General features: G+C 57.3%; 16 protein-coding genes. 12 read left to right on the plus strand and 4 right to left on the minus strand.

What is annotated here, in order from left to right:
• Positions 1 to 8: 8 nt before the first annotated feature.
• On the minus strand, positions 9 to 965 hold the full coding sequence (locus HNQ38_RS06720; protein ID WP_183718691.1) for a UDP-glucuronic acid decarboxylase family protein: 957 nt from the start codon (positions 963 to 965) through the stop codon (positions 9 to 11).
• 180 nt (positions 966 to 1,145) lie between these two features.
• Between HNQ38_RS06720 and HNQ38_RS06725 the strand changes: the two genes are divergently transcribed.
• The 10 genes from HNQ38_RS06725 to gcvPB all read left to right on the plus strand — a co-directional run bounded on the left by HNQ38_RS06725 (position 1,146) and on the right by gcvPB (position 12,245).
• Entirely contained in the window at positions 1,146 to 1,967 is an 822-nt protein-coding gene (locus HNQ38_RS06725; protein WP_183718794.1) for a TatD family hydrolase, read from the plus strand.
• 697 nt (positions 1,968 to 2,664) lie between these two features.
• On the plus strand, positions 2,665 to 3,501 hold the full coding sequence (locus HNQ38_RS06730; protein WP_183718693.1) for a phosphate ABC transporter substrate-binding protein: 837 nt from the start codon (positions 2,665 to 2,667) through the stop codon (positions 3,499 to 3,501).
• On the plus strand, positions 3,488 to 4,450 hold the full coding sequence (locus tag HNQ38_RS06735) for a PstC family ABC transporter permease (RefSeq protein WP_183718695.1): 963 nt from the start codon (positions 3,488 to 3,490) through the stop codon (positions 4,448 to 4,450). The genes HNQ38_RS06730 and HNQ38_RS06735 overlap by 14 nt, the downstream gene beginning before the upstream one ends.
• Positions 4,447 to 5,334 (plus strand): phosphate ABC transporter permease PstA, encoded by an 888-nt coding sequence (gene pstA / locus HNQ38_RS06740; protein WP_183718697.1) that lies wholly within the window; start codon positions 4,447 to 4,449, stop codon positions 5,332 to 5,334. Before HNQ38_RS06735 ends, pstA begins: the two co-directional genes overlap by 4 nt.
• The gene (locus tag HNQ38_RS06745) at positions 5,331 to 6,116 is read left to right on the plus strand and encodes a phosphate ABC transporter ATP-binding protein (RefSeq protein WP_183718699.1); all 786 of its coding nucleotides are present in this window, start codon (positions 5,331 to 5,333) and stop codon (positions 6,114 to 6,116) included. The genes pstA and HNQ38_RS06745 overlap by 4 nt, the downstream gene beginning before the upstream one ends.
• Before the next feature lie 175 nt (positions 6,117 to 6,291).
• Positions 6,292 to 7,278, plus strand: a complete 987-nt coding sequence (lplA, locus tag HNQ38_RS06750; protein WP_183718701.1) for a lipoate--protein ligase — start codon at positions 6,292 to 6,294, stop codon at positions 7,276 to 7,278.
• A gap of 415 nt (positions 7,279 to 7,693) precedes the next feature.
• Positions 7,694 to 8,776, plus strand: coding sequence for a glycine cleavage system aminomethyltransferase GcvT (gene gcvT / locus HNQ38_RS06755; RefSeq protein ID WP_183718703.1), 1,083 nt, complete (start codon positions 7,694 to 7,696; stop codon positions 8,774 to 8,776).
• A 119-nt stretch (positions 8,777 to 8,895) separates the two neighbouring features.
• Positions 8,896 to 9,282, plus strand: coding sequence for a glycine cleavage system protein GcvH (gene gcvH / locus HNQ38_RS06760; protein ID WP_183718705.1), 387 nt, complete (start codon positions 8,896 to 8,898; stop codon positions 9,280 to 9,282).
• A gap of 186 nt (positions 9,283 to 9,468) precedes the next feature.
• Entirely contained in the window at positions 9,469 to 10,800 is a 1,332-nt protein-coding gene (gene gcvPA / locus HNQ38_RS06765; protein ID WP_183718707.1) for an aminomethyl-transferring glycine dehydrogenase subunit GcvPA, read from the plus strand.
• Positions 10,797 to 12,245: an aminomethyl-transferring glycine dehydrogenase subunit GcvPB gene (gcvPB, locus tag HNQ38_RS06770; RefSeq protein ID WP_183718709.1), complete on the plus strand. Its 1,449-nt coding sequence runs from the start codon at positions 10,797 to 10,799 to the stop codon at positions 12,243 to 12,245. The genes gcvPA and gcvPB overlap by 4 nt, the downstream gene beginning before the upstream one ends.
• A 531-nt stretch (positions 12,246 to 12,776) precedes the next feature.
• On the opposite strand, the gene secA is transcribed toward gcvPB, so the two are convergent.
• Positions 12,777 to 15,350, minus strand: coding sequence for a preprotein translocase subunit SecA (gene secA, locus HNQ38_RS06775; protein WP_183718711.1), 2,574 nt, complete (start codon positions 15,348 to 15,350; stop codon positions 12,777 to 12,779).
• 370 nt (positions 15,351 to 15,720) lie between these two features.
• A complete protein-coding gene (locus HNQ38_RS06780) occupies positions 15,721 to 16,086 on the minus strand; it encodes a molybdenum cofactor biosynthesis protein MoaE (RefSeq protein ID WP_183718796.1) in 366 nt (121 codons plus the stop codon).
• Between the two features lie 85 nt (positions 16,087 to 16,171).
• Between HNQ38_RS06780 and HNQ38_RS06785 the strand changes: the two genes are divergently transcribed.
• Positions 16,172 to 18,922 carry an MAP7 domain-containing protein gene (locus HNQ38_RS06785; protein ID WP_183718713.1) on the plus strand — a complete coding sequence of 917 codons (2,751 nt, stop codon included), beginning with the start codon at positions 16,172 to 16,174 and terminating at the stop codon, positions 18,920 to 18,922.
• 420 nt (positions 18,923 to 19,342) lie between these two features.
• Here HNQ38_RS06785 and mdlC read toward each other — a convergent pair whose 3' ends face one another.
• Positions 19,343 to 20,956 (minus strand): benzoylformate decarboxylase, encoded by a 1,614-nt coding sequence (gene mdlC / locus HNQ38_RS06790; protein WP_183718715.1) that lies wholly within the window; start codon positions 20,954 to 20,956, stop codon positions 19,343 to 19,345.
• A 283-nt stretch (positions 20,957 to 21,239) separates the two neighbouring features.
• Between mdlC and HNQ38_RS06795 the strand changes: the two genes are divergently transcribed.
• Complete coding sequence (locus tag HNQ38_RS06795) at positions 21,240 to 21,587, plus strand: DVU0772 family protein (RefSeq protein WP_183718717.1); 348 nt, start codon at positions 21,240 to 21,242, stop codon at positions 21,585 to 21,587.
• The last annotated feature ends 198 nt before the right edge of the window (positions 21,588 to 21,785 follow it).

Consider the following 21,785-nt stretch of genomic DNA (forward strand, 5'->3'; position numbering starts at 1 on the left):
GGCGGCGGTTAGGCCATGCCCTGTTTCAGCATCTCGTCAAAGTAGGTGATGGTTTTTTTCAGTCCGTCTTCCAGCTTGACCTGAGGTTCCCAGCCCAGTTTTTCGCGGGCAAGGGTAATGTCGGGCTTGCGCTGTTTGGGGTCGTCGCCGGGCAGGGGTTCGTAGCTGATGACAGACTTGCTGCCCGTCATTTCCACTACCTTTTCTGCCAGTTCGCGGATGGTGAATTCGCCGGGATTGCCCATATTCATCGGGCCGATGAAGTCTACGGGCGAGGCCATAAAGCGCACCATGCATTCGATGAGGTCATCAACGTAGCAGAAGGAGCGGGTCTGGCTGCCGTCACCATAAATGGTGATGGGTTCGCCTTTGAGCGCCTGAATGATGAAGTTGGACACCACACGGCCATCGTTGGGGTGCATCTTGGGGCCGTAGGTATTGAAAATGCGTCCCACCTTGATGGGCAGACCGCCCTGACGCCAATAGGAGAAGAACAGGGCTTCGGCGCAACGCTTGCCTTCATCGTAGCAGGAGCGGATGCCGTTGGGGTTCACATGGCCCCAATAGTCTTCGGTCTGCGGATGAATTTCGGGGTCGCCGTACACTTCACTGGTGGACGCCTGATAAATGCGCGCCTTGAGGCGTTTGGCCAGCCCCAGCATGTTGATGGCCCCGTGAACGCAGGTCTTGATGGTCTGCACGGGGTCGTGCTGATAGTGTATGGGCGAGGCCGGACAGGCCAGATTGTAAATTTCGTCCACTTCCACAAAGAGGGGAAAGGTCACATCGTGGCGGATAAGTTCAAACCTTCTGTTGTCGAGAAACTCTTCAACATTGGCGCGGGCGCTGGAAAAAAAGTTGTCCACGCAAAGCACTTCGTGCCCTTCGTTGAGCAGCCGTTCACACAGGTGAGAGCCCAGAAAACCTGAACCCCCCGTAACCAATATACGTTTGCGGAGATGCATATTTCCCCCGGAAAGGTGATGTTAAATCATACGTTGGGATTACAAAAACGCTTAACCATAGTCCTATTGCCCCTGCTTGGCAATGGCGCTGATTGCCGTCTGGAATCGTTCGCGGCAAGCCTCCACCGGCCCGGCTTGCCCTTGCCCACGCGCATTGATATGTATCGGCGCGAGGTAAGCATGTCCAAAAAATCCGTTGACCGTATTGATCCCGTATCCGTGGCGTTGCCGCTTGAAGGTGTGGACAGCCATGCCCATCTGGACGGCGAAGAGTTTGACCAGGACCGGGAGAGCGTGCTTGAGCGCGCCCGCGCCTGCGGCGTGGCCCATGTGGGCAACGTCTTTCTGGGGCCGGAAGATTTCAATTCCAGGCGGCACTATTTTGCTGACCACCCCGAGGTGTTTTTTCTGCTGGGCATTCATCCATGCCACGGGCAGGACTGCACGCCCGACACGCTTGAGGCCATGCGCCGCGCCTTCCGGGAGGAACCCCGCCTGAAAGCGGTGGGTGAGATAGGTCTGGATTTTTATTGGGACGACTGCCCCCGCGAGGTGCAGTATGAAACTTTTTCCACCCAGTTGCGGCTGGCGCGCGAAGTGGAACGGCCTGTGGTCATCCATTGCCGCGAGGCCGAAGAAGAAACCCTTATGGTTCTGGAGTCGCAGGGATTTAAAGATTATCCCCTGCTGTGGCACTGTTTCGGCAAGGGGCCGGATCTGGCCCAACGCATCATACGCAATGGTTGGCATATTTCCGTACCCGGCCCGGTGACGTATAAAGCCAATGAAGATTTACGGCAGGCCGTGACCGTCATTCCGGCTGCCCGTCTCATGCTGGAAACGGACGCTCCCTATCTTGCGCCCCTGCCCTGGCGCGGCAAACGCAATGAACCCGCCTTTACGGTGTTTACCGCGCGAACCGTGGCCGAAACGCGTGGCGAGGAGCCTGAAGACCTCTGGCGCATGTGTGGGCAAAATGCCCGTCGGTTTTTCGGCGTATAATTGCATGCTGTAAAAGCGGGCTGCTGATATTTTACTGTACAAATGGTATGGAAAAATGGATTTCCGCCTTGCTTGACCAGCCAAAAACCATCAGATACTCTTTTAGCTATGGTTGTCCTTTGTAACACATTGGTAAATTCTCTGTGGAGAACGTGCCGGAGCAGTGCTTCGCTTTTTGCGAAGCCTGCCGCCGTCAAAGGATACCTGTCTTGTTTTTCCGGCATCACCTGATCGTCTGTCAGGTGGGGCTGGATGTCTCCCGTGCTCGGTTAGCGAACTACTGCAAATACAGTTCGCAAGGGCGGCTTCTTTCTTACACCTGACTTTCGGCGGCGTGGTCTCGCCTTCTTGGGCATTTTCGGCTTGAAATGCTCTGGCGGCTGCGTGGCCTGACGCCCGCCGTGAAGGCCAAGGGCGATTCATTGGCGCGGCAAAAGCGGCAACAAGCACGCCTTGGAGCAGATTACCTTTGAAATGCACCACATTTCAAAGGTGCCATTCTGCCGAAAATTCGATTTTTGCCTGAATCCAGAGTGTGTTGCGGCGCGCTGCGCTCTTGTGCAGTGTTAATGCACCTGAATTTTTCAAAATTTACATGCTCTAAACTTTGAAGATGTACCTTTTCAAGGTGAATCAAGCTTGTTGAGTAGTGCGGCGTACGCGCGCCATCCTTTCACGCTAACCGTAGGAGACAGTCATGAAACGTGGAATCCTTGCGGCTCTTTTGCTCTTGTGCGGCATGGGCACAGCCTTTGCGGCAGCCCCGGCCACTCCCCTTGACGCCTTTAAAGGGCAAAAGGGCGTTATAGACATTGCGGGCGGCACCGCCCATATTCCTGTTATGAAAGAAGCCGCCAAGCAGATTATGGAGGCCAACCCCGACGTGCGCATTACCGTGGCCGGGGGCGGCTCTGGCGTGGGCGTACAGAAAGTGGGCGAGGGCATTGTGCAGATCGGCAATACTGGCCGCGCCCTCAAACCTGCTGAAGTGGAAAAATACGGCCTTGTAACGTTTCCTTTCGCCATTGACGGCGTGGCCGTTGCGGTCAACCCGGCCAACAAGGTTGCGGGGCTGACCAAGGCCCAGATCAAGGATATTTTTTCCGGCAAGGTAGCCAACTGGAAGGACGTGGGCGGTGCCGACGCTGCCATATCCCTCTATGTGCGCGAAGACGGCAGCGGTACCCGCGAAACTTTTGAAGAGCGCGCAATGGACAAGGGCACATCCGCCGCCGGGGCCAATGTTGTCAATTCCAACGGTGCAATGAAAACCGCCATCAGTCAGGACCCCAATGCCATAGGTTATGTGGGCATCGGGCATCTGGACAAAAGCATAAAGGGCGTGAACGTGGACGGCATGGCTCCCAGCCAGGAAAACGCCGCTTCCGGCCAGTACACCGTCACCCGCCTGCTGTATATGAACACCAAGGGCGAACCTCAGGGCATCACCAAGGGCTTTGTGGACTACATCTTTACGCCTGCCGGGCAGGAGATAGTGTCCAAGGCCGGCTACATCCCCTATGTCAAAAAGTAGGAAGCCCGCAGTTTGTCAGGCAGGAAGCGCTTCGGCGCTTCCGCCTGCGGGTCCGCAAACGGCGGACCATACTGACAGCCCCGGCTGGGTCTTGCGTTTGTCTGCCTGGCTGGCAGTGCTGGCCGTAATTCTTCTTTTTGTCATGATTGTGGCCGCGGCTCTGCCCGCAATACAGATTTCCGGCCCTGGCAGCCCTCTGGATTGGGTCTGGCAGCCCGGGCAAGGGCGGTACGGCATCTTGCCAATGTGCGTGGGATCGCTGGCGCTGGCAGCTCTGGCATTACTGCTTGGCTGGCCTTTGGCCGTGGGCCTGAGTTGCTGGCTGCTTACCGAAGAAAATTTCAAGTTTCTGCCCTTGGTTCGCTTCATTAGCGGGCTGGTGCGTTTCATGACCACGGTGCCCACCGTGGTTTACGGCTTTGCCGCCGTTTTTCTGCTTACGCCCTTTGCGCGGGCAACGCTGGGCGGCACGGGCATGTGTCTGGCCGCAGCGGCTCTTATGCTGGTTCTGCTGGTTTTACCCACAATGACGCTGATTCTTATGGCGGGTCTGCGCCCCCGGCTTGAGAGGCTTTGCCCTTGGGGGCTGGCGCTGGGGTTCAGCCGTTTTGACCTGATGCGCTTCTTTGTGCTGCCCAGGTCTGGCCGCAACCTGGCCAGCGCCGCTGTTCTGGGCTTTGGCAGAGCCGTGGGCGACACGCTGATTCCCCTTATGCTGGCTGGCAACGCCACGCAGGTTCCCGGCGGTCTTTCTGAAAGCATGCGCAGCCTGACAGCGCACATGGCTCTGGTTACTGCCAACGAGGTGGGCGGGGCTGCCTATAATTCCCTTTTTGTGGCGGGGCTTGTGCTATTGGCGGTCAATACAGCGGCAAGCCTGGCCTTGCGCCGCCTTGTGCGCCGGGAGGCTCCTGCGGGTTCCAGTGCGAAACAGGCGGCAACAGCATGAGGCGCGGCGTTTTTTCGCAGGCCCTTCTGCGCTGGCTGCTGCGCCTTTGCGCGCTGATTCCCTGTGCGGCCGTGCTTTTTTTGCTGGGCTTTCTGATTGTTAAGGGTGCGCCCCAACTGGGCCTGCATCTGCTTTTTGATACTGTGCCCCCTCTGGATGCCTTGCTGGGCCGCCGTCCTGTTTGGGACGGCCTGTGGCCTGCCTGCGCCGGAACCCTGTACCTTGTGGCCCTGACTATGGCGCTGGCGCTTTTTCCCGGTGTGGGTTGCGGGCTGTATCTGGCCGAGTTCGCCCCGCCACGTCAGGCAGCGCGCATCCGTCTGGCTATGGACGTGCTGGCGGGTACGCCGTCCATTGTTATGGGGCTGTTTGGCTTTACCCTGATACTTTTTTTGCGTCACTCCGTCTGGCCGGGAGCCAACACGTCTTTGCTCTTGTCGGCCTGTTGCCTGGCTCTGCTGGTTTTGCCTGTGGTTGTGACCACAACCAGTGAGGCGCTGGAGGCTGTGCCCGGCAGCCTGCGAATAACGGGCGCGGCCCTGGGATTCACGCGGCGGCAGCTCGCCCGCCGGGTTTTGCTGCCCGCCGCCGGGCCCGGCATATGGGGTGGAATCATTTTGGCTACGGGCAGGGCGGCGGAAGACACGGCGGTTATCATGCTTACGGGAGTGGTAGCCAATGCCGGATTACCCGCCGGGCTGGCAGACAAGTTCGAGGCATTGCCCTTTTCCATCTATTACATCTCTGCGCAGTATCAGGACAATGATGAACTGCTGCGCGGCTTTGGCGCGGCCCTGGTGCTGCTTTTACTGTCAGCGGCCTTGCTTTTGTGTTCCCGCTGGCTGGAAAACCGCTTCCGCCGCCGCTGGCAGGGGGTATCATGACTATGGCTGTCCGCATCAGCGACCTGTGCGTGGATTTCGGCTCGCGCCGGGTGCTGCGCCACATCGGCATTGAAGCTCCTGCGCGGGGTATCACCGTGCTTGCCGGGCGTTCCGGCTCGGGCAAGACTACCTTGCTTCGCGCTCTGAACCGACTCAATGAAGCCTTTCCTCAGTGCCGTACTTCCGGCCTTGTGGAGCTTGATCTGGGGCATGGGCTTGAAGCCATATATCCGTCGCCCGGCGTGAACGTACGCCCGCTGGCCCAGCTTCGCCGTCTTGTGGGCATGGTTTTTCAGACGCCCAACGTGCTGCCTGTCAGCGTGGAGCGCAACCTTGCGCTTCCCCTTGAGGTGGTGGCGGGCCTGCCGCAGAAGGCGCAGCGCCATAAAATTGAGGAAGCCCTTGTGGGAGTTGGTTTGTGGGACGAGGTGAAAGACCGTCTTGATATGCCCGCTGCGAGGCTTTCAGGCGGGCAGCAGCAAAGGCTTTGTCTGGCGCGGGCTTTGGCGCTGGAGCCTGCCGTGCTGTTGCTGGACGAGCCCACGGCTTCGCTGGATGTACACGCCACGGCAGATATTGAAGAACTGCTCTTGCGGCTTGCCAGCCAGTATCCTTTATTGGTGGTTTCGCACAACCCGGAGCAGGCAGTGCGGTTGGGCGAGCGCCTTATAGTCATGACGGACGGCCAGGTTAGGCAGACATTTGAGCGCGGGCAGGCAGATGCCGATACTTTGGCCCGTGCCCTTGGCGATGCGGGGCAAATCCGCAGCAATGAAGTCTGATCTGCCTTTCTGCCCCGCCAGTAATGTGCGTCTTGCCGCGCCTGCTGGCAGCGAGCTTTACAGATCGGCGAAAAACCTCGGGCTTTCGCGAAATTTGTCAATAATCTTGGAAATATCCCGCCTCTCCCTTGACCTCAGCACCTGAAGCACGGCATTCTCGGTTTGAGGAGGAAGCATGGAACACCTGACTTTTTCGACTCTAGACCCGGCCTTCAATCTTGCCCTTGAAGAAGTCCTGCTTCAGACCCTTCCCGTCGGCCATCCCGGCTATTTTTTGCTTTGGCAAAATGGTCCTTCCGTCATTGTGGGCCGCCATCAATGCACTGCCGATGAAGTGAACGCAGACTTCATCCGGCGCGAAAATCTGCCTGTAGTACGCCGCATAACCGGCGGCGGCGCCGTATACCACGATACGGGCAACCTAAATTTTTCCTTTATTGAACACGCCAATGGCCGCGAAAAGGTGGACTTCAGGCGCTATCTGGAACCTGTGTGCGCAGCGCTGGCTGACCTTGGCGTGCAGGCCGAAATATCGGGCCGCAACGACGTTGAGGTCGGTGGCCGCAAGATTTCCGGCAGCGGGCAGATGCTGCGCCGGGGCAAGGTGTTGCACCACGGCACGCTGCTCATAGATGTCAATTTTGAGCGCCTTGTGGAAGCTCTGAACGTAGACCCGGAAAAGATGCGGTCCAAGGGCGTTGCCTCGGTACGCTCGCGGGTGGGCAATATTTCAGAATTTTGGCGGCCAGGCAGCGATATTGCCGCGTTGACCGAAGCGCTGCTGCACCACTGCGCACATCAGCCCGGCACGGCGACAGAAACCGTCATGGCCGAGGCCGAAAAGCTGGCTGACGAAAAATACCGGCAGTGGAACTGGAACTACGGGGCCATGCCCAATTTTACCGAGCGCAAGCGGCAGCGGTTTGATTGGGGCACAGTAGAGTTGCGCCTTGATGTAAAAGACGGGCATATAGCGGCCTGCAAAATTCTGGGAGACTTTTTCTGCAATGCAGGCGAGGGCATTCAGGATCTGGAGCAAAGCCTTGTGGGGATCGCGCGCGAGCCTGCGCAGCTTGAGCAGGCATTGGAGCAGGCCCATATGGCCCGGTATTTCAGCGGTTGTGACCCTGTCGTGATGACACGGTTTTTTGCGCAACCGTGAGAACTTTAGAGCCTGTTAATTTTTACGGCGCTGTAGAGCATTTTAACGTTAAAAAAGGTTAAATGCTCTAACGCGGCACAAGAGTGCGGCGCGCCGCAACGCAGCGTGGATTTTGCCGAAATCACATTTCGGCAAAATGACCACTATGAAATGTATTACATTTCAAGGCTAATCTCCACAATCGGTCAATAAGCTTGTTACGGCGAAAAATATTGTGCTGCGTTTCCTCATAGTTCGCGCTGGCGGCCAGAACAGCCCCCGCGTTGGATGCTGATAATTTTTTCACGCTTCTTGTGCCTGCCCTGCGCAGGTGGTATCCTTAGTTCATCAGTGCGTTGTCGGTGTCTTTAGGGTGCTGCGTTTGGTGCATTACACGCCGCAGTTATTTGTAATCACACCCAATCAAGGAGAAAACATGTCGGATTTGCGTACCCCGCTGACCTCCTGGCATGAAGCTCAAGGCGCGAAAATGGCTCCTTTCGCGGGTTGGCTCATGCCCATTCAGTATGAAGGCATTCTTGCGGAACATCTGCATACCAGAAAACATGCCGGGCTTTTTGATATCTGCCATATGGGCGAGTTCCGCATTGAAGGGCCGGGCGCTGCAGAAGCCCTGTCCCGTGCCGTGAGCCACAACCTTGAAACCCTGGCCCCCGGAAAATGCCGCTACGGATTTTTACTCAATGAAAAGGGCGGAGTGCTTGACGACGGCATCATCTACCGCTTTGGCCCGGAATCCTTCATGGCCGTGGTCAATGCCGCCTGCGCCGCCAACGATCTGGCCACCTTGCGCGCCCGGTTGCCCGAAAGCGTGAATATTACCGACATCTCAAACGAAACGGGCAAGGTGGACCTGCAAGGCCCGGATTCGCTGGATGTGCTTGAAAAACTCATGGGCGAGAATTTTCATGACCTCGGCTATTTTTCGTTCCGCGAAGCCCAGTGGCAGGGCGTACCCGTTCTAGTCAGCCGCACGGGCTACACTGGCGAACTGGGCTATGAGCTGTATCTGCCCGCTGGCAAAACCGAAGACTTCTGGAAGGCCCTGCTGGCTGACGAGCGCGTGAAACCCGTGGGCCTTGGCGCTCGCGACACCCTGCGCCTTGAATCCGGCCTGCCGCTTTACGGGCATGATCTGGATGAAAACCATAGCCCCGCCGAAGCTGGCATGGGCCGCATGATGACAAGCCAGGCTGCCTATGTGGGCAAGGAAGGAGCGCAGGTAGTGCGCGAAGTTCTGGTGCCCCTGAAGATTGAAGGCCGCCGCGCCGCCCGTCACGGCGACGACATCGCCCTGCCTGACGGCACGGTGGTGGGCCGTGTTACCAGTGGCTCTTTTGCGCCTTCCCTTGGCTATGTTATTGCCTTTGGCTGGGTGGATGCCGCCCATGCGAACGGCGAAAATTTTGTGGTTCGTGCCGCCAGAACGGAACTGCCCGCCCAGAAGGTGGAAATTCCTTTCTACAAGGATGGCACGGCACGCAAAAAACTGGCCTGACCCAACGTGGCGCGGGCAGCGGCCCGGTGAGCCGCATGTCTGCGCCTTGCTGAATTTGTGATGGTTGGCGTACCGCCACGGTGCGCACTGTGTTTACAACAACTTTCAGGAGAATACACATGGCTACCAATCCCACGGATCTGTTGTACAGCAAGAGTCACGAATGGCTGCGTCTTGAAGGCGACGAGGCAGTGGTGGGCATCACCCACTTTGCCCAGGAATCCCTTGGCGACATCACTTATGTGGAATTGCCCCTGGTGGGCGACGAAGTGAGCGAAGAAGGGGAGTTCGGCTCCGTTGAGTCCGTCAAGGCTGCCAGCGATCTGGTTTCTCCGGTCAGCGGCAGTGTTGTAGGCATCAATACCGCTCTGGAGCAGGCCCCGGAAAAATGCAACGGCGATCCCTACGGTGAAGGCTGGCTCATGCGCGTCAAGTATTCCCGCAAACCTGAAGGCCTTATGGATGCGGCTGCCTACGAAGCTTTTTGCGCCACTGAAGGGCACTAGGCTGTTTCAGAGCTTACCCAACGCCTTGAGGAACCGGTAACGGCCCCGGGGTTGCGGCCCAGGATTTATCGATGCGGTGCACCAGCCCGCCAGCTCTGAGCGGGCGGGCGCAGCCGCAGCTGATTGCAGCGGATACGCCCTTGCCCCTCAAGCACACGTCACGCGTAACATGTTCAAGGAGCAGATATGCCATATATCCCCCATACGCAGGAAGAGTTGCACGAGATGCTCTCCGTGGTTGGGGTGCGCGATCTGGACGGCCTTTTTGCCGATATTCCTCCGGAAATGCGCCCCAAACAGTTCAATCTGCCCAAAGGTCAGTCCGAAGCCGCAGTTTGCGCCTACTTTGAAGGGCTGGCCGCCAAAAACTGTCCAGATATCATGTCCTTCCTTGGCGCGGGCTATTACGCCCACGACATTCCCAAGGCTGTGGACGCGCTTTCTGGCCGTAGCGAGTTTTATACCTCCTACACGCCCTACCAGCCGGAATGCTCACAGGGCACTCTTCAGGCTATTTTTGAGTTTCAGACTGCCGTAAGCCGCCTCATGGGCATGGACTGCGCCAATGCCTCTGTCTATGACGGCGGTTCCGCCATTTTTGAAGCGGCCATGATGGCTGTTCGCGCCACCCGCCACCGCGTGCTGGTGGTAGACGAAGCCGTCAACCCCATCTGGCGGGTCATGCTGGCTTCCTACATTTCCAGCCTTGATCTTGAACTCAAGACCGTGAAACAGGAAAAGGGCGTGAGCCGTCTTGACGCACTCATGGCTGCCATTGACGACACCACTGCAGCCGTCATTGTGCAGAACCCCAACTTCTTCGGCGCTGTGGCCGATTACACCCAGGTGTTCGCCAAAGCTCGTGAACACAAGGCATTCGGCGTTATTTCCGTTTACCCGGTCATGCAGTCGGTGCTGAAAACTCCTGGTGAAATGGGTGCAGACGTTGCCGTGGCCGAAGGGCAGAGCCTCGGCATGCCCCTTTCGTTCGGCGGCCCCTATCTGGGCATCATGACCTGCCGCAAAGAGCACATCCGCCAGTTCCCTGGCCGCATTGTGGGCCGCACCAACGATCTTGACGGCAAGACCGGATACGTGCTCACCCTGCAAGCTCGCGAGCAGCATATCCGCCGTGCCAAAGCCACGTCGAACATCTGCTCCAACCAGGCCCTGTGCGCCTTGCGCTCCCTTATCTACATGTCGCTGCTTGGCCCCTGCGGCCTCACGCGGCTGGCGGAAAACAACATGGCGCTTACCCGCTATGCAGTGGAACGCCTTACCGCCATCAAGGGCATCGAACTGCTCAACGACGCGCCTTACGGCAACGAAGTGGCCCTGCGCCTGCCCATGCCTGCGCAGTCGCTGGTAGATGCTCTGGCGGCGCACGGATGCGTGCCCGGCTATCCTCTTGGCCGATACTATCCCGGTATGGAAAACGTGTTGCTGCTGGCCTGCACAGAACGCAACAGCCGTCAGCAGATCGGCATGCTGGCCGAAACCGTGGGAGGTCTGTTGTGAAAACCATCTTCGCAAAATCCGTGCCCGGTCGCAGCGCCTTTTGTATAGAATCCGAAGCCCCCAAGGCTGCGGACATGCTGCCTGCGGGCCTGCTGCGCAAGGAAGAACCCCGTCTGCCCCAGTGCTCTGAACTGGACGTGGTGCGTCATTTTACCGGTCTTTCCAAACTCAACTATTGTGTGGACGCCAATTTTTATCCCCTTGGCTCCTGCACAATGAAATACAACCCCAAGTTTACGGAATACGTGGCCTCGCTGCCCGGCTTCACGCGCCTGCACCCCATGCTGGCGCAAATGGGCCGCAGCGTCGGTTGCACGCAGGGTGCGCTTGAATGCCTTTATCAGGCTGAAAACATGCTTTGCGAACTGACCGGTATGAAGGCCTTCACCCTGCAGCCTATGGCAGGAGCCAACGGCGAATTTGTGGGCGTCAAGCTCATCGCCGCCTACCACAAGGCCAAGGGGCGCAATCCCAAAAAGATGCTCATTCCCGATGCCGCTCACGGCACCAACCCCGCTTCGGCGGCGCTGGCGGGTTTTGAGGCCATCAATATTGAATCCCGCGACGGCATGGTAGACCCGGATGCCATTGTGGCGGCCATACAGAAGTACGGCGACGATGTGGCTGGTCTCATGATGACCTGCCCCAACACCCTGGGCCTTATGGAAGTGCATCTGCCGCGCATTGTGGCCGAACTGCGCAAGATTGACGCCCTGCTGTACTATGATGGCGCCAACATGAACGCCATTATGGGCAAGATGCGCGTGGGCGATGTGGGCTTTGACGTGGTGCACCTCAACGTGCACAAAACCCTGTCCACCCCGCATGGCGGCGGCGGCCCCGGCGCTGGCCCTGTGGGCGTGAGCGAATGCCTCGTTCCCTTCCTGCCTGCTCCGCGTGTACGCAAGGGACAGGACGGAGCCTTCTATCTTGATTACGATGTGCCGCAGTCCATTGGCTACATGGGCCCCTTCTATGGCAGCTTTGGCATTATGGTAAGAGCGCTTGCCTACATGTTGCGTCTGGGAGCCGAAGGCCTCACCAGAGCTTCGGAATACGCGGTGCTTAACGCCAACTATCTGAAAAAGCGTCTGGAAAAAACTCTGGACATACCCTATGCCAACAGGCTGTGCGCCCACGAATTCGTAGCTTCGGCTCCCGAGGGCACCCGCGCTCTGGACATTGCCAAGGCCCTGCTGGACCGCGGCTTCCACGCGCCCACCATCTACTTCCCGCTGATCGTGCACGAGTGCCTTATGGCCGAACCCACGGAAACGGAAAGCAAGGAAACTCTGGACTCCTTCGTCCAAGCCCTGCAAGACATTATGCTGCAGGCCAGGAGTAATCCGCAGGCCTTGCTGGATGCTCCTGTGACCCTGCCGGCCCGTCGTATGGACGAAACCGCAGCGGCCCGTAACATGATCCTTACGGAAGACATGGGCTAACTTCTTCCTTTTGAACGGTTTGTGGGGGAGGGATCCTTTTGTAAAAGGATTTCCTCCCCCTTGTTTCATCTTCTGTGCAGCGCCGTCACGAACGCCTTTCCCGATACTTCTGCGTCGAGCTTCGCTTTTTTTGCGGTCGAGTACCATCAGAGTACATTCCTGCATAAAAGGCGTGTTGTTATTTTATGATATAATTGAGAATTCATTCGTCCAGACACTGCCGGCCCGACACTGCAAGGACGAATCTGTCGGGATGTTGCTGTACGGACGACACAGCCCAAACCGTGTACTTTCGCAGCAGTTGTTACAGGAAATCTTCTGCCCCAGAGGCAGAATGTCCAGAGCTTGGGCCTCCCTGGCAGTACACAGCCGTAAACCATGCTCAAGCCTCGGTACAAATAAAGGGGGCCGCGCTTTGCGCGGCCCCCTTTTGCTATCAACTGCTCGGCTTCGTGATGTTTTGTCTCACGCCCGTTGCTGGCTTACGAACAGGCCAATATGCCGGGAAGGCATGGCCCTGAAAACAAACTCTTATTTGTCCACGCCGCAGCACTTTTTGTATTTTCTGCCGCTGCCGCAGGGGCAGGGGTCGTTGCGGCCTATGCGGGGCGCAGCCTTGGCAGGAGTATTGGACGCCTCTGCGGATTCGCCGCCGCCGGAGTAGGAGAGCTGGCTGGTGTCTTCCCTATGGCGGAATTCACGCGCCAAAGGCTGACCCTGGGGTTCGGCGGCTTCAGGAGCCACTTCAATGGCGTCCACAATCGGTTCGGCTGGCGCTACGCGAATTCTGGTAAGAGCGCGGAAGACGTTTTCGCGAATCTGGAAGAGCATGGCCTGGAACAGCTCAAAACCCTCACGCTTGTATTCCAGCTTGGGGTCGCGCTGGCCGTAACCGCGCAGGCCAATGCCGTCGCGCAGGGCGTCCATATTGCGCAAATGTTCCTTCCAGCAGCGGTCAAGTTCTTCCAGCATGAAGTAGCGCTGGATATCACGGTAGCTGTCGCTGGTTTCTGCCTTGAGGTCTTCCAGAATTTTGTGAACCAGGGGGCCGCATTCTTCGCGTTCGGGCAGGCGGGCGTTTTCAGGCAGCACACGGTCAAGGTTGAACACGTCGCGAAGGCGGGAAAAGGCCGCGTGGCGCACGCCGTCCTGATCGTCCACGGGCACGCTGTCCAGCGCGCTGTAAACATCGTCCAGCACGTCGTTCATGAATTCGTCCAAGACGGGGTCAAGATCTTCCTCGACCATCAGTTCACGGCGCAGCGCGTAGATAACTTCACGCTGCTGGTTCATGACGTTGTCATAATCCAGCAGGGTTTTGCGGATTTCAAAATGGTGCGCTTCAACGCGCTTTTGCGCGCCTTCAACCGCGCGGGTGACCATTGCGTTTTCAATGGCTTCGCCGTCGCGCAGGCCCAGCTTTTCCATGAGGCCCTTGATGCGGTCAGAACCGAAGAGACGCATGAGGTCGTCTTCAAGCGACAGATAGAAACGCGAGGAGCCGGGGTCGCCCTGACGGCCGGAACGGCCGCGCAGCTGGTTGTCGATACGGCGGCTTTCGTGCCTTTCAGTGCCAAGAATGTGCAGACCGCCCAGGTCTACCACTTCTTCGCCCAGCACAATGTCCGTTCCACGCCCGGCCATGTTGGTGGCGATGGTGACCTTGCCGGCCTGACCAGCCTGGGCCACGATTTCCGCTTCTTTTTCATGCTGCTTGGCGTTGAGCACATTGTGGGGAATGCCAAGCTTGCTCAAACGGTGTGAAAGCATTTCGGACGTTTCAATGGAAATGGTGCCCACAAGCACGGGCTGACGGTTTTTGTGCAGCTCGGCAATGGCTTCCACAATGGCGTCGAATTTTTCCTGACGGCTGCGGTAGATCAGGTCAGGATAGTCTTTACGCACCATCGGGCGGTTTGACGGAATGGAAAGAACTTCCAGATTGTAAATCTGGTGAAATTCCACGGCTTCGGTATCAGCCGTACCGGTCATGCCCGAAAGTTTTTCGTACAGGCGAAAGTAGTTCTGGAACGTGATGGAGGCCAGCGTCTGGTTTTCAGCGGCGATGGTCACGCCTTCCTTGGCCTCCAGAGCCTGATGCAGGCCGTCGGAGTAGCGGCGGCCCGCCATGAGGCGGCCCGTGAATTCGTCAACAATGACCACCTGATCTTCCTGCACGATGTAGTCCACATCACGCTTGAATATCTGGTGCGCCTTGAGCGACTGCATCACGTGATGCTGCGCCGTAATATTGGCGGGGTCAAAGAGGTTGTCGAGCTTGAGCATCTCTTCGCAGTAGGCCACGCCTTCATCAGTAAGCATGGCGGTGCGGGCTTTTTCGTCCACAGTATAATGCTCGGGCTGAAGCTTGCAGACAATTTCGTCCACAACGCGGTAGTAGCCCACAGATTCGTCGGAGGCGCCAGAAATGATGAGCGGGGTTCTGGCTTCGTCAATAAGAATGGAGTCCACTTCGTCCACAATGGCGTAATTGTGGCCGCGCTGTACCAGCTGATGCCCGTAGAACTTCATGTTGTCGCGCAGGTAGTCGAAGCCGAATTCGTTGTTGGTGCCGTAAGTGATGTCGGCGGCATACTGCTGCTTGCGCTCGTCATCATCGAGGCCGTGGACGATAACGCCCGTGGACAAACCTAAAAATCCGTACAACTGGCCCATCCAGGCCGAGTCACGTTTGGCGAGGTAGTCGTTGACCGTGACCACATGCACGCCCTTGCCAGACAGGGCGTTGAGCACCACGGGCAGGGTAGCCACAAGGGTTTTACCTTCACCTGTCTTCATTTCGGCGATCTTGCCCTTGTGCAGAACCATGCCGCCTATGAGCTGCACGTCATAGTGACGCATGCCCAGCACACGGCGCGAGGCCTCGCGCACCAGAGCAAAAACTTCGGGCAGCAGGGCGTCCAGACTCTGGCCTTCTTCCTGAACGGCCTTTTTGTACTGAAGTATGCGGGCGGCAAAGTCCTCGTCCGCCAGTTCTTGCATTTGTGGTTCCAAGGCATTGATACGCTGTACTTGGGGGCGCAGACGGCGCAAATAACGTTCGTTTTTGCTGCCGAAGATTTTCTTGAAAAGAAAGCCGAACATGAAGTCTCCTCTGTTGGGCACTGGCAAACCGCCTTTGGCCCGAATGTGCACGCCTGTAGGGCGCGTCAGCGCGACCTCAGAACCCACGGTCCTGAGCAGCCTGAGGGGCTGGCGGCATCTCACTAAAATAAGACATAAATGCCGGGTTGGCAATGCAGGCGGGCGCGGGCCCGGCAGGAAAATATGAAATTTGCTGATGCAGAACCGTACAGCACGGCCAGCGCCATGCTGCGCGCCGTGCGCCACAGTCATGCGGCGATAAAAATCGGGGCAGGGCTTATTTTTCTGTTATTGCAGCCGATAGAACAGAAAAGGAGCCTCCTGCGGGACGCTCCTTCATTGGCTTGCTGGCGCGGTGAAAATGCTGCCCTCAGGCTTGCAGATGTTCCTGCTTGATAACGGCTTCAGCCTTGATTCTGTCCAGCAGTTCGGCAAAGACGGCCTTGACGTTTTCGCGTATGTCGCCGGCCACTACCAGAAAGAGCACGTCGTCGCCGGGTTTGAGCAAGCCTTCCTCGGCGTCGGCAACAATGGCGAAAATGCCGGGGCGCTGCTCCATTTCGTGCACAATGGCAGTCATTTTTTCCCTGTCAGGAGTGATGTGCACCGCACTGACAGGCGCATGGTCATTACGGGACCAGCCCCGTACCACGCCGTTGTGAACCAGCATCATGCCCACGTGATCGGCGAAGCCGGGACGGGCTTTGAGTTCCTGAAGAGTTTTGTTAATATCCATATGGACCGCCTTGGTTTGATCCACATCTGATTGTGGCATTCCGGCAGCATACACCAGGCCCATGCCTCCATAAAGGATTTTGTTCATGGCCCATCTATCACAGTTATTGTCCCGTCTTCCTGACACTCAAGACATGCGCATGAGCACGATGGGGCATGTTGTCTGGGTTTGCTGGCATGGCAAACTGGCCCCGGCTGTAGGGCAGACCCTGCTTAACTACGGCGGCATGCTGGTGGGCGAAGAAGAAGAGCAGGCCCTGTGGTTCTTCTTTACTGACGATGTTTTTCTGGCCTTGGCCCGGCTTATGGTCTGGGGTAATTTTAATGAACTTCCTGTCAGTATTGAGCTTTTTCCTGGCAGATTGCAGTTCGGCCGCAAGCGCGATGTAAGCCTGCTGCTGGACGCTGCGCTTCAGGCGCAGGAAATGCTGGTGCGCGACAGCCTTGAAGTATGGGTGCACCCCAAGAGCCGCGAAGGCAAAAAAAATCTTCCCGGCATTGATTTTGAGCGCAGCCCTGGCCGTCAGGGCATGAGCCCTGTGGACTGGGCCACCATGCTGGTAGACGTGCGCATGCCCTATGCTTCCACGCAGGCGTGGTTTGCCATTCTGCATCCCTTGGGCAGCCCGCTGGACAAGGCCTTCCAGAGTGGCTGGAGCTCCATGTTCAAAAAAATCGAGGTGCTGCTGCAGCGGCTCAAGATTAAATCTATCGTCAGCGGCTCTTTTGTGATGCTGGCTGTGGACAATCTGTTGATGCTGCGCACGTTTTTACGCGACTATCTGCACAGTTTCGATAAAGAAAACGGAGAAGGCGGCGCGTGCTGGCCCTGCGTTTGCGTGGTGGCTGACCGCAATAATTTGAATTTCAACAGTGATTTGCCCAAGAAGATCGGCTTGCAGTGGGATAACCTCATGCCGGACTTCCCCTACCTGAGCTACCGCAACGCCTATCTGCTCGGCGAAGGGTTCACTGTGCGCGACCTGCGCTACACTGGCGAACAGATGAGCATGGACAGCTGGTGCAATGTTCTTCTGGATGAGAACAGCCTCAGCGAGCGCTCCATACCGCTGCTCATGCCTTCGCAGCTGACAGGCGGCGATACTGCCGAAACTGGTTGCTTTTACTGCGGTATTCACAGTCACACTGCTGTACTGTGCCCCACGCGTTTCTGCCAGCCCAGCCCCCAGGATCTGTGGGAAAAGGTGGGCGGTCTTGATCTGGACGCCATTAACGAGGGTTTCCGGCATATCGAGCAGGTGCTCACGGCGCAAGGCGTGGCGGGCTATGACACACTGCTGGCCGAAGACAGCGATGCGGCGCTTGTGTTGCAGGGGGTGCTGGACATCAACGGCCCGTGCCAGTTGCGCAATGTGCCCCGGCACTGGCTGTACCGCATGCGCGAACCCGAGTTTGATGAAACTCCTCCGGCCCGTGACGATAGCCCTGCCTGGGACTTGCTGGACAAACTGGCTGCCACCCCGCCCGAGGGACTGACTGACCTTGAAAAAAAGATTACCCAGGCCATAAGCCGGCACCAGCGCGACTCGCGCTTGCGCATGGTTTTGGGGTTTTGTCATGTGCAGCGGCACGACTTTGCCCGCGCTTCCAGCGCCTTTGGCGAAGCAGCCATGCTCGCGCCTTCCCCAATGCTGCAAGCCTGGAACGAATTTTTACAGGCCAGGCTGGAAGAAGAGCAGGGGCATTTTGGCGCGGCCATTGAGCAATACGGGCAGATATGGCGTGTCATGCCTCAGTGGCAGGACGTTCGCTACCGCGAAATAGTGTGCAAGGTCAAAATGGGCTTTGCTGAAGCGGTACTGGATGCGTTGGTCAAACTTATTCGCGAAGATTCAACGTATTTCAACCGGGTTCTGGTGGACCCGGCTCTGGAGCGGGGGCGGCTGCTTATCCTTTCCTCCCTGTATGACTTGTGGGCCGAAGCCAAAAAGAAGGCCGAGGCTGACGGCGCGGCCATTACCGCGCTTGACTCACGGCTCAACGACTGGTTTCCGCCAGAGCATCCCGTGCAGTTGCAGCTTGGGGCAAAGGTGCGGCAACTGGAAAAGCTCGCCAACACCAATAACTACATTGCCTATCTCAAGGTTGTGGAAGTGCGGCCAGTTCTGGAAAAAGAACTGGAGGAATGCATAAACCACGAAGTTGAAGAACTGCGCAATAAATATAAATATTACCTCGATATTATTCAGGAAGTCAGAGACGAAGCCTCATGGTTTCCTTTTCCCACTGCCTTGCGTGATTTCAGTCGTGACTTCAACGAGAGTGCGGGCATCATCAACCGGGCCTTTTCCTGCAACTTTAAAGAAGCCGCTGCTTTTAAACGCACGCAAGCCGATACGCCACGTCTGGCGGAACTGCTGCGCAATCTTCGCAAACGGCTGCAATTTTTGCGCATGGTGCGCGATGGTACCCTGTTTGGCCTTACTATGGGCAAAACCTTTTTGTGGCTGGAAATCGTAGGTCTGCTGCTTTGCTTTATCGGCGTGCCTGTTGTGGTTTTCTGGGGTGACAGTTTGCGCCTGGGCTGGTTGCGCGAAATTTTGGGCGACGACCAGTGGTCCATACAAAAAGTGCTCATCCTCATTGTGTCTGTGGTAGCTTTTGGTCTTGCGGCCTTGCGCACTACCCTTGTTTTTGACGGCAAGCGCGAAAAATTGCTGGAACAGGCAAGGGTGCAACGGGAACAGGCCCAGCAGGCACGGCTTGAGCGTGTAAAAAGACAGCGCCGGGCCGAAGAAGAAAAAGCCCGCCGAAGCCGGGAAGCCGTTGCCGCCCGCGAGGCGCAGCGCAAGCTGAAAGAGCGGCAGGGGGCATAAGCCCTTCGAGGGTTTGCAGCTGCCTGCCGCAGGCCCTTTGCCATTGAAGGATCGCGTTCGGTTTATTTCTTGATGCTATGTGGCTGGCTGCGATACTTGGCAGGTGAAAGCTGTGTGCTCTTGTGGAACGATGCACGGCCTGGCTTGCAAGGGGATCAGGTTTCCTTGCAAGAGGATCAAAAGCAAATCCTGCCTATCCGTAAGCGCCTGTCTCAATAGCTGAAAATTTCATTAATAAAGCCCCGGACTGTACATACAGTATAGTCCGGGGCTATTTTTATAGTTTGTACTGCTGTGGTGGTATTCCATATGCCCGAGCAGTTTTAGGCAGAATTAACGCCGCGTTGCCGTGCGCTGCACTTTTGTGCAGCGTTGGAGCGTTTCAGTTTAAAAAGCCGAAATGCTCCGACGTGAACTGGGTTAAATCAGAGGAGGAATCACGGGTGAAATGGGCACTTCCAGCACCGTGGGGCCGGGGCGGGTCAAGGCTTGAGCGCAAGCCTTGCGCACATCCTCTGCCGTTTCCGCGCGAACAGCCTCGCAGCCGTATCCTTTGGCGAGTGAGACAATATCAAGCCCCGGCAAATCAAGCCCCGGCACCCCGGGGGTATTTTCAAGCGCGGCAAAGGACTTGAGTATGGCGTACTGTCCGTTTCTGGGAATGACAAAAAGCACGGGCAGGCCGTGCTGTGCCGCAGTCCAGAGTCCCTGGATGGAGTACTGCATGGACCCGTCGCCTATGACGGCCACAACGGGACGGTTGCGTTTGCTGTCACGTTCGGCCAGGGCAATGCCCACACTGGCGGGCAAACCCCAGCCCAGACTGCCGCTGGCGAACGTATAGAAGGAATCAGGGGTGTTGATGGTCCATACTTTCCGCAGAGCCCCAAGGTTGGAGGGCGTTTCGGCCACAAGAACCGCTTCGGCGGGCGCGGCTTCGCGCAGGGCTGTGTAGAGTTCCCGTGGGGTCAGCAGGCCGCTTGTATCGTGCGCTGCTGTGGTTTGTTTTACCGGGGCGGCGTGCGCCGGGGCAGGGCGGGTATCTCTGGGATGCACGCGGGCCGCAAGAGCCTCCAGCGCCAGCACCGGGTCGCTGAGCATGCTGTCGCCCACCGGGGCACGCCCTGTTTCACTGGGATCGTCAGAGATGTGCAAAAGGCGCAGACCTTCAGGAATGTATGGTCCGGGCACATAGGGATAATAACGAAAAACGGGAGCGCCTATGACGATAGCCACGTCGTGCCCCTCAAGTTTTTTGGCCAGAGGGGCGGCCGCAAAGGGAAGCGTCCCGGCATACAAGGGGTGGCTTTCAGGAAAAGGCGGACGTTCCGTGGCGGGTGCGGCCCACACGGGAGCACCAAGTTTTTCAGCCAGATCCACGGCCTGCTGCCAGCCGTTGCCCCGCGCAATGGCCGCACCATAAACAAGAACGGGGTTTCGGGCCGCCGACAGTAAGGCGGCAAACTCGTCAATGCGCGCCGGGTCAGGCCCAATGCGGCGGGTGACGCTGCGCAGAATGGCTTCGCTTTTGGCGGGTTTGTCCCAATCGTCAAGGGGAATGGACAGAAACACCGGGCCTGCCGGGGGCTGCAAAGCCATCGCGTAGGCCTGCATGATAGCCGCCGGAACGTCCTCGGCCCGCACCGGCTCGTAGCTCCACTTTACCCAGGGCTTGGGCAGTTCAGCAGGCTGCACGTTGGTGAGCCACGGTTCCATAAGGAGCATTTCGCGGGTCTGGTTGCCCGCTGTGATGATAAGCGGGGTTTTGTTCATGCTAGCCGAAAGAATATTGCTCATGGCATTGCACACGCCTGCCGATGTGTGCAGATTTACCAGGGCTGGCCTGCGCGTGGCCTGGGCATAGCCGTCAGCGGCTCCCACGGCGGATGCTTCTTGAAGTACCTGTATGTAGCGAAAGTCTTTTGGAAAATTTTTAAGGAATGTTTCTTCAGTGGATCCGGGGTTGCCGAATATGGTGGTGAGTTCAAGCTTGCGTAAGAGATTGAAGGTAACCTGGCGGATGGTTTCAGCCATAATGTCCTCCACAGTTGGTGGTAAGTTACTATTACTCCTAGCATGGCTGCCATAGGGCGGCAATAGGGGCCGGGGCCGCCGCTGGAAGCGCCGGGCGGCCCTGTGGGGCATAACGGCGTGTATTATATATAAATTAATATATTAAATAGTAAATACGATGAAAGTTGGTATTTTCACGTTATTCATCCAATATTCAAGCAGGTTGAGGTATTTTTTACGGGTTGGGTCTTGCCAAATTCTTCAAGAATGATTATTGATAAGATAAGCCAATGAGGAGGACACCATGTCGCAATTAAAGGACTTCGCACTTTTTGATATAGACTGGAATCTGACCCCCGAACATGCTGTAACCATGTATCTTGAGTGGGGCAATAACGATTGGCATTCGGAGTATCCTCCGGTTCGCTCCAAGGAAGACGTGGCCCACTACTTTGTGGTCGACAGCTGGCAGAGCCCGCCTATGGTGCGACTGGTGCGACGTAACTCCGAAAGGGCCGATGACCTTATCAGCCTGCCCCTGCCTACAAACCTGATGGAAGATTTCCGCAAGGAGCATGGCGACTGGCGCGGCATCAGCACTCCAACCCCTGAAGTAAAGTCCTGGCTCAAGCACGAGCTTGGGGAGGAATAAACCAAAAGGGCGGCACACTGGCCGCCTCGGTTAAAAGCACATACAAGCTGCGGAATGTGGGGCAACCCAACCGTACGATGGATAGTGAAACGCGTAAGGGGCCGCATAGCGGCCCCTTGTTTGTTGACCCGACAAGCCCATTCCGGGCTTGTCGGGTTTTGTCATATGCTCGCGTTAGAGCATGTAACCTTTTTCAGA

It is taken from the genome of Desulfovibrio intestinalis, assembly GCF_014202345.1.
GTDB lineage: Bacteria > Desulfobacterota > Desulfovibrionia > Desulfovibrionales > Desulfovibrionaceae > Desulfovibrio > Desulfovibrio intestinalis.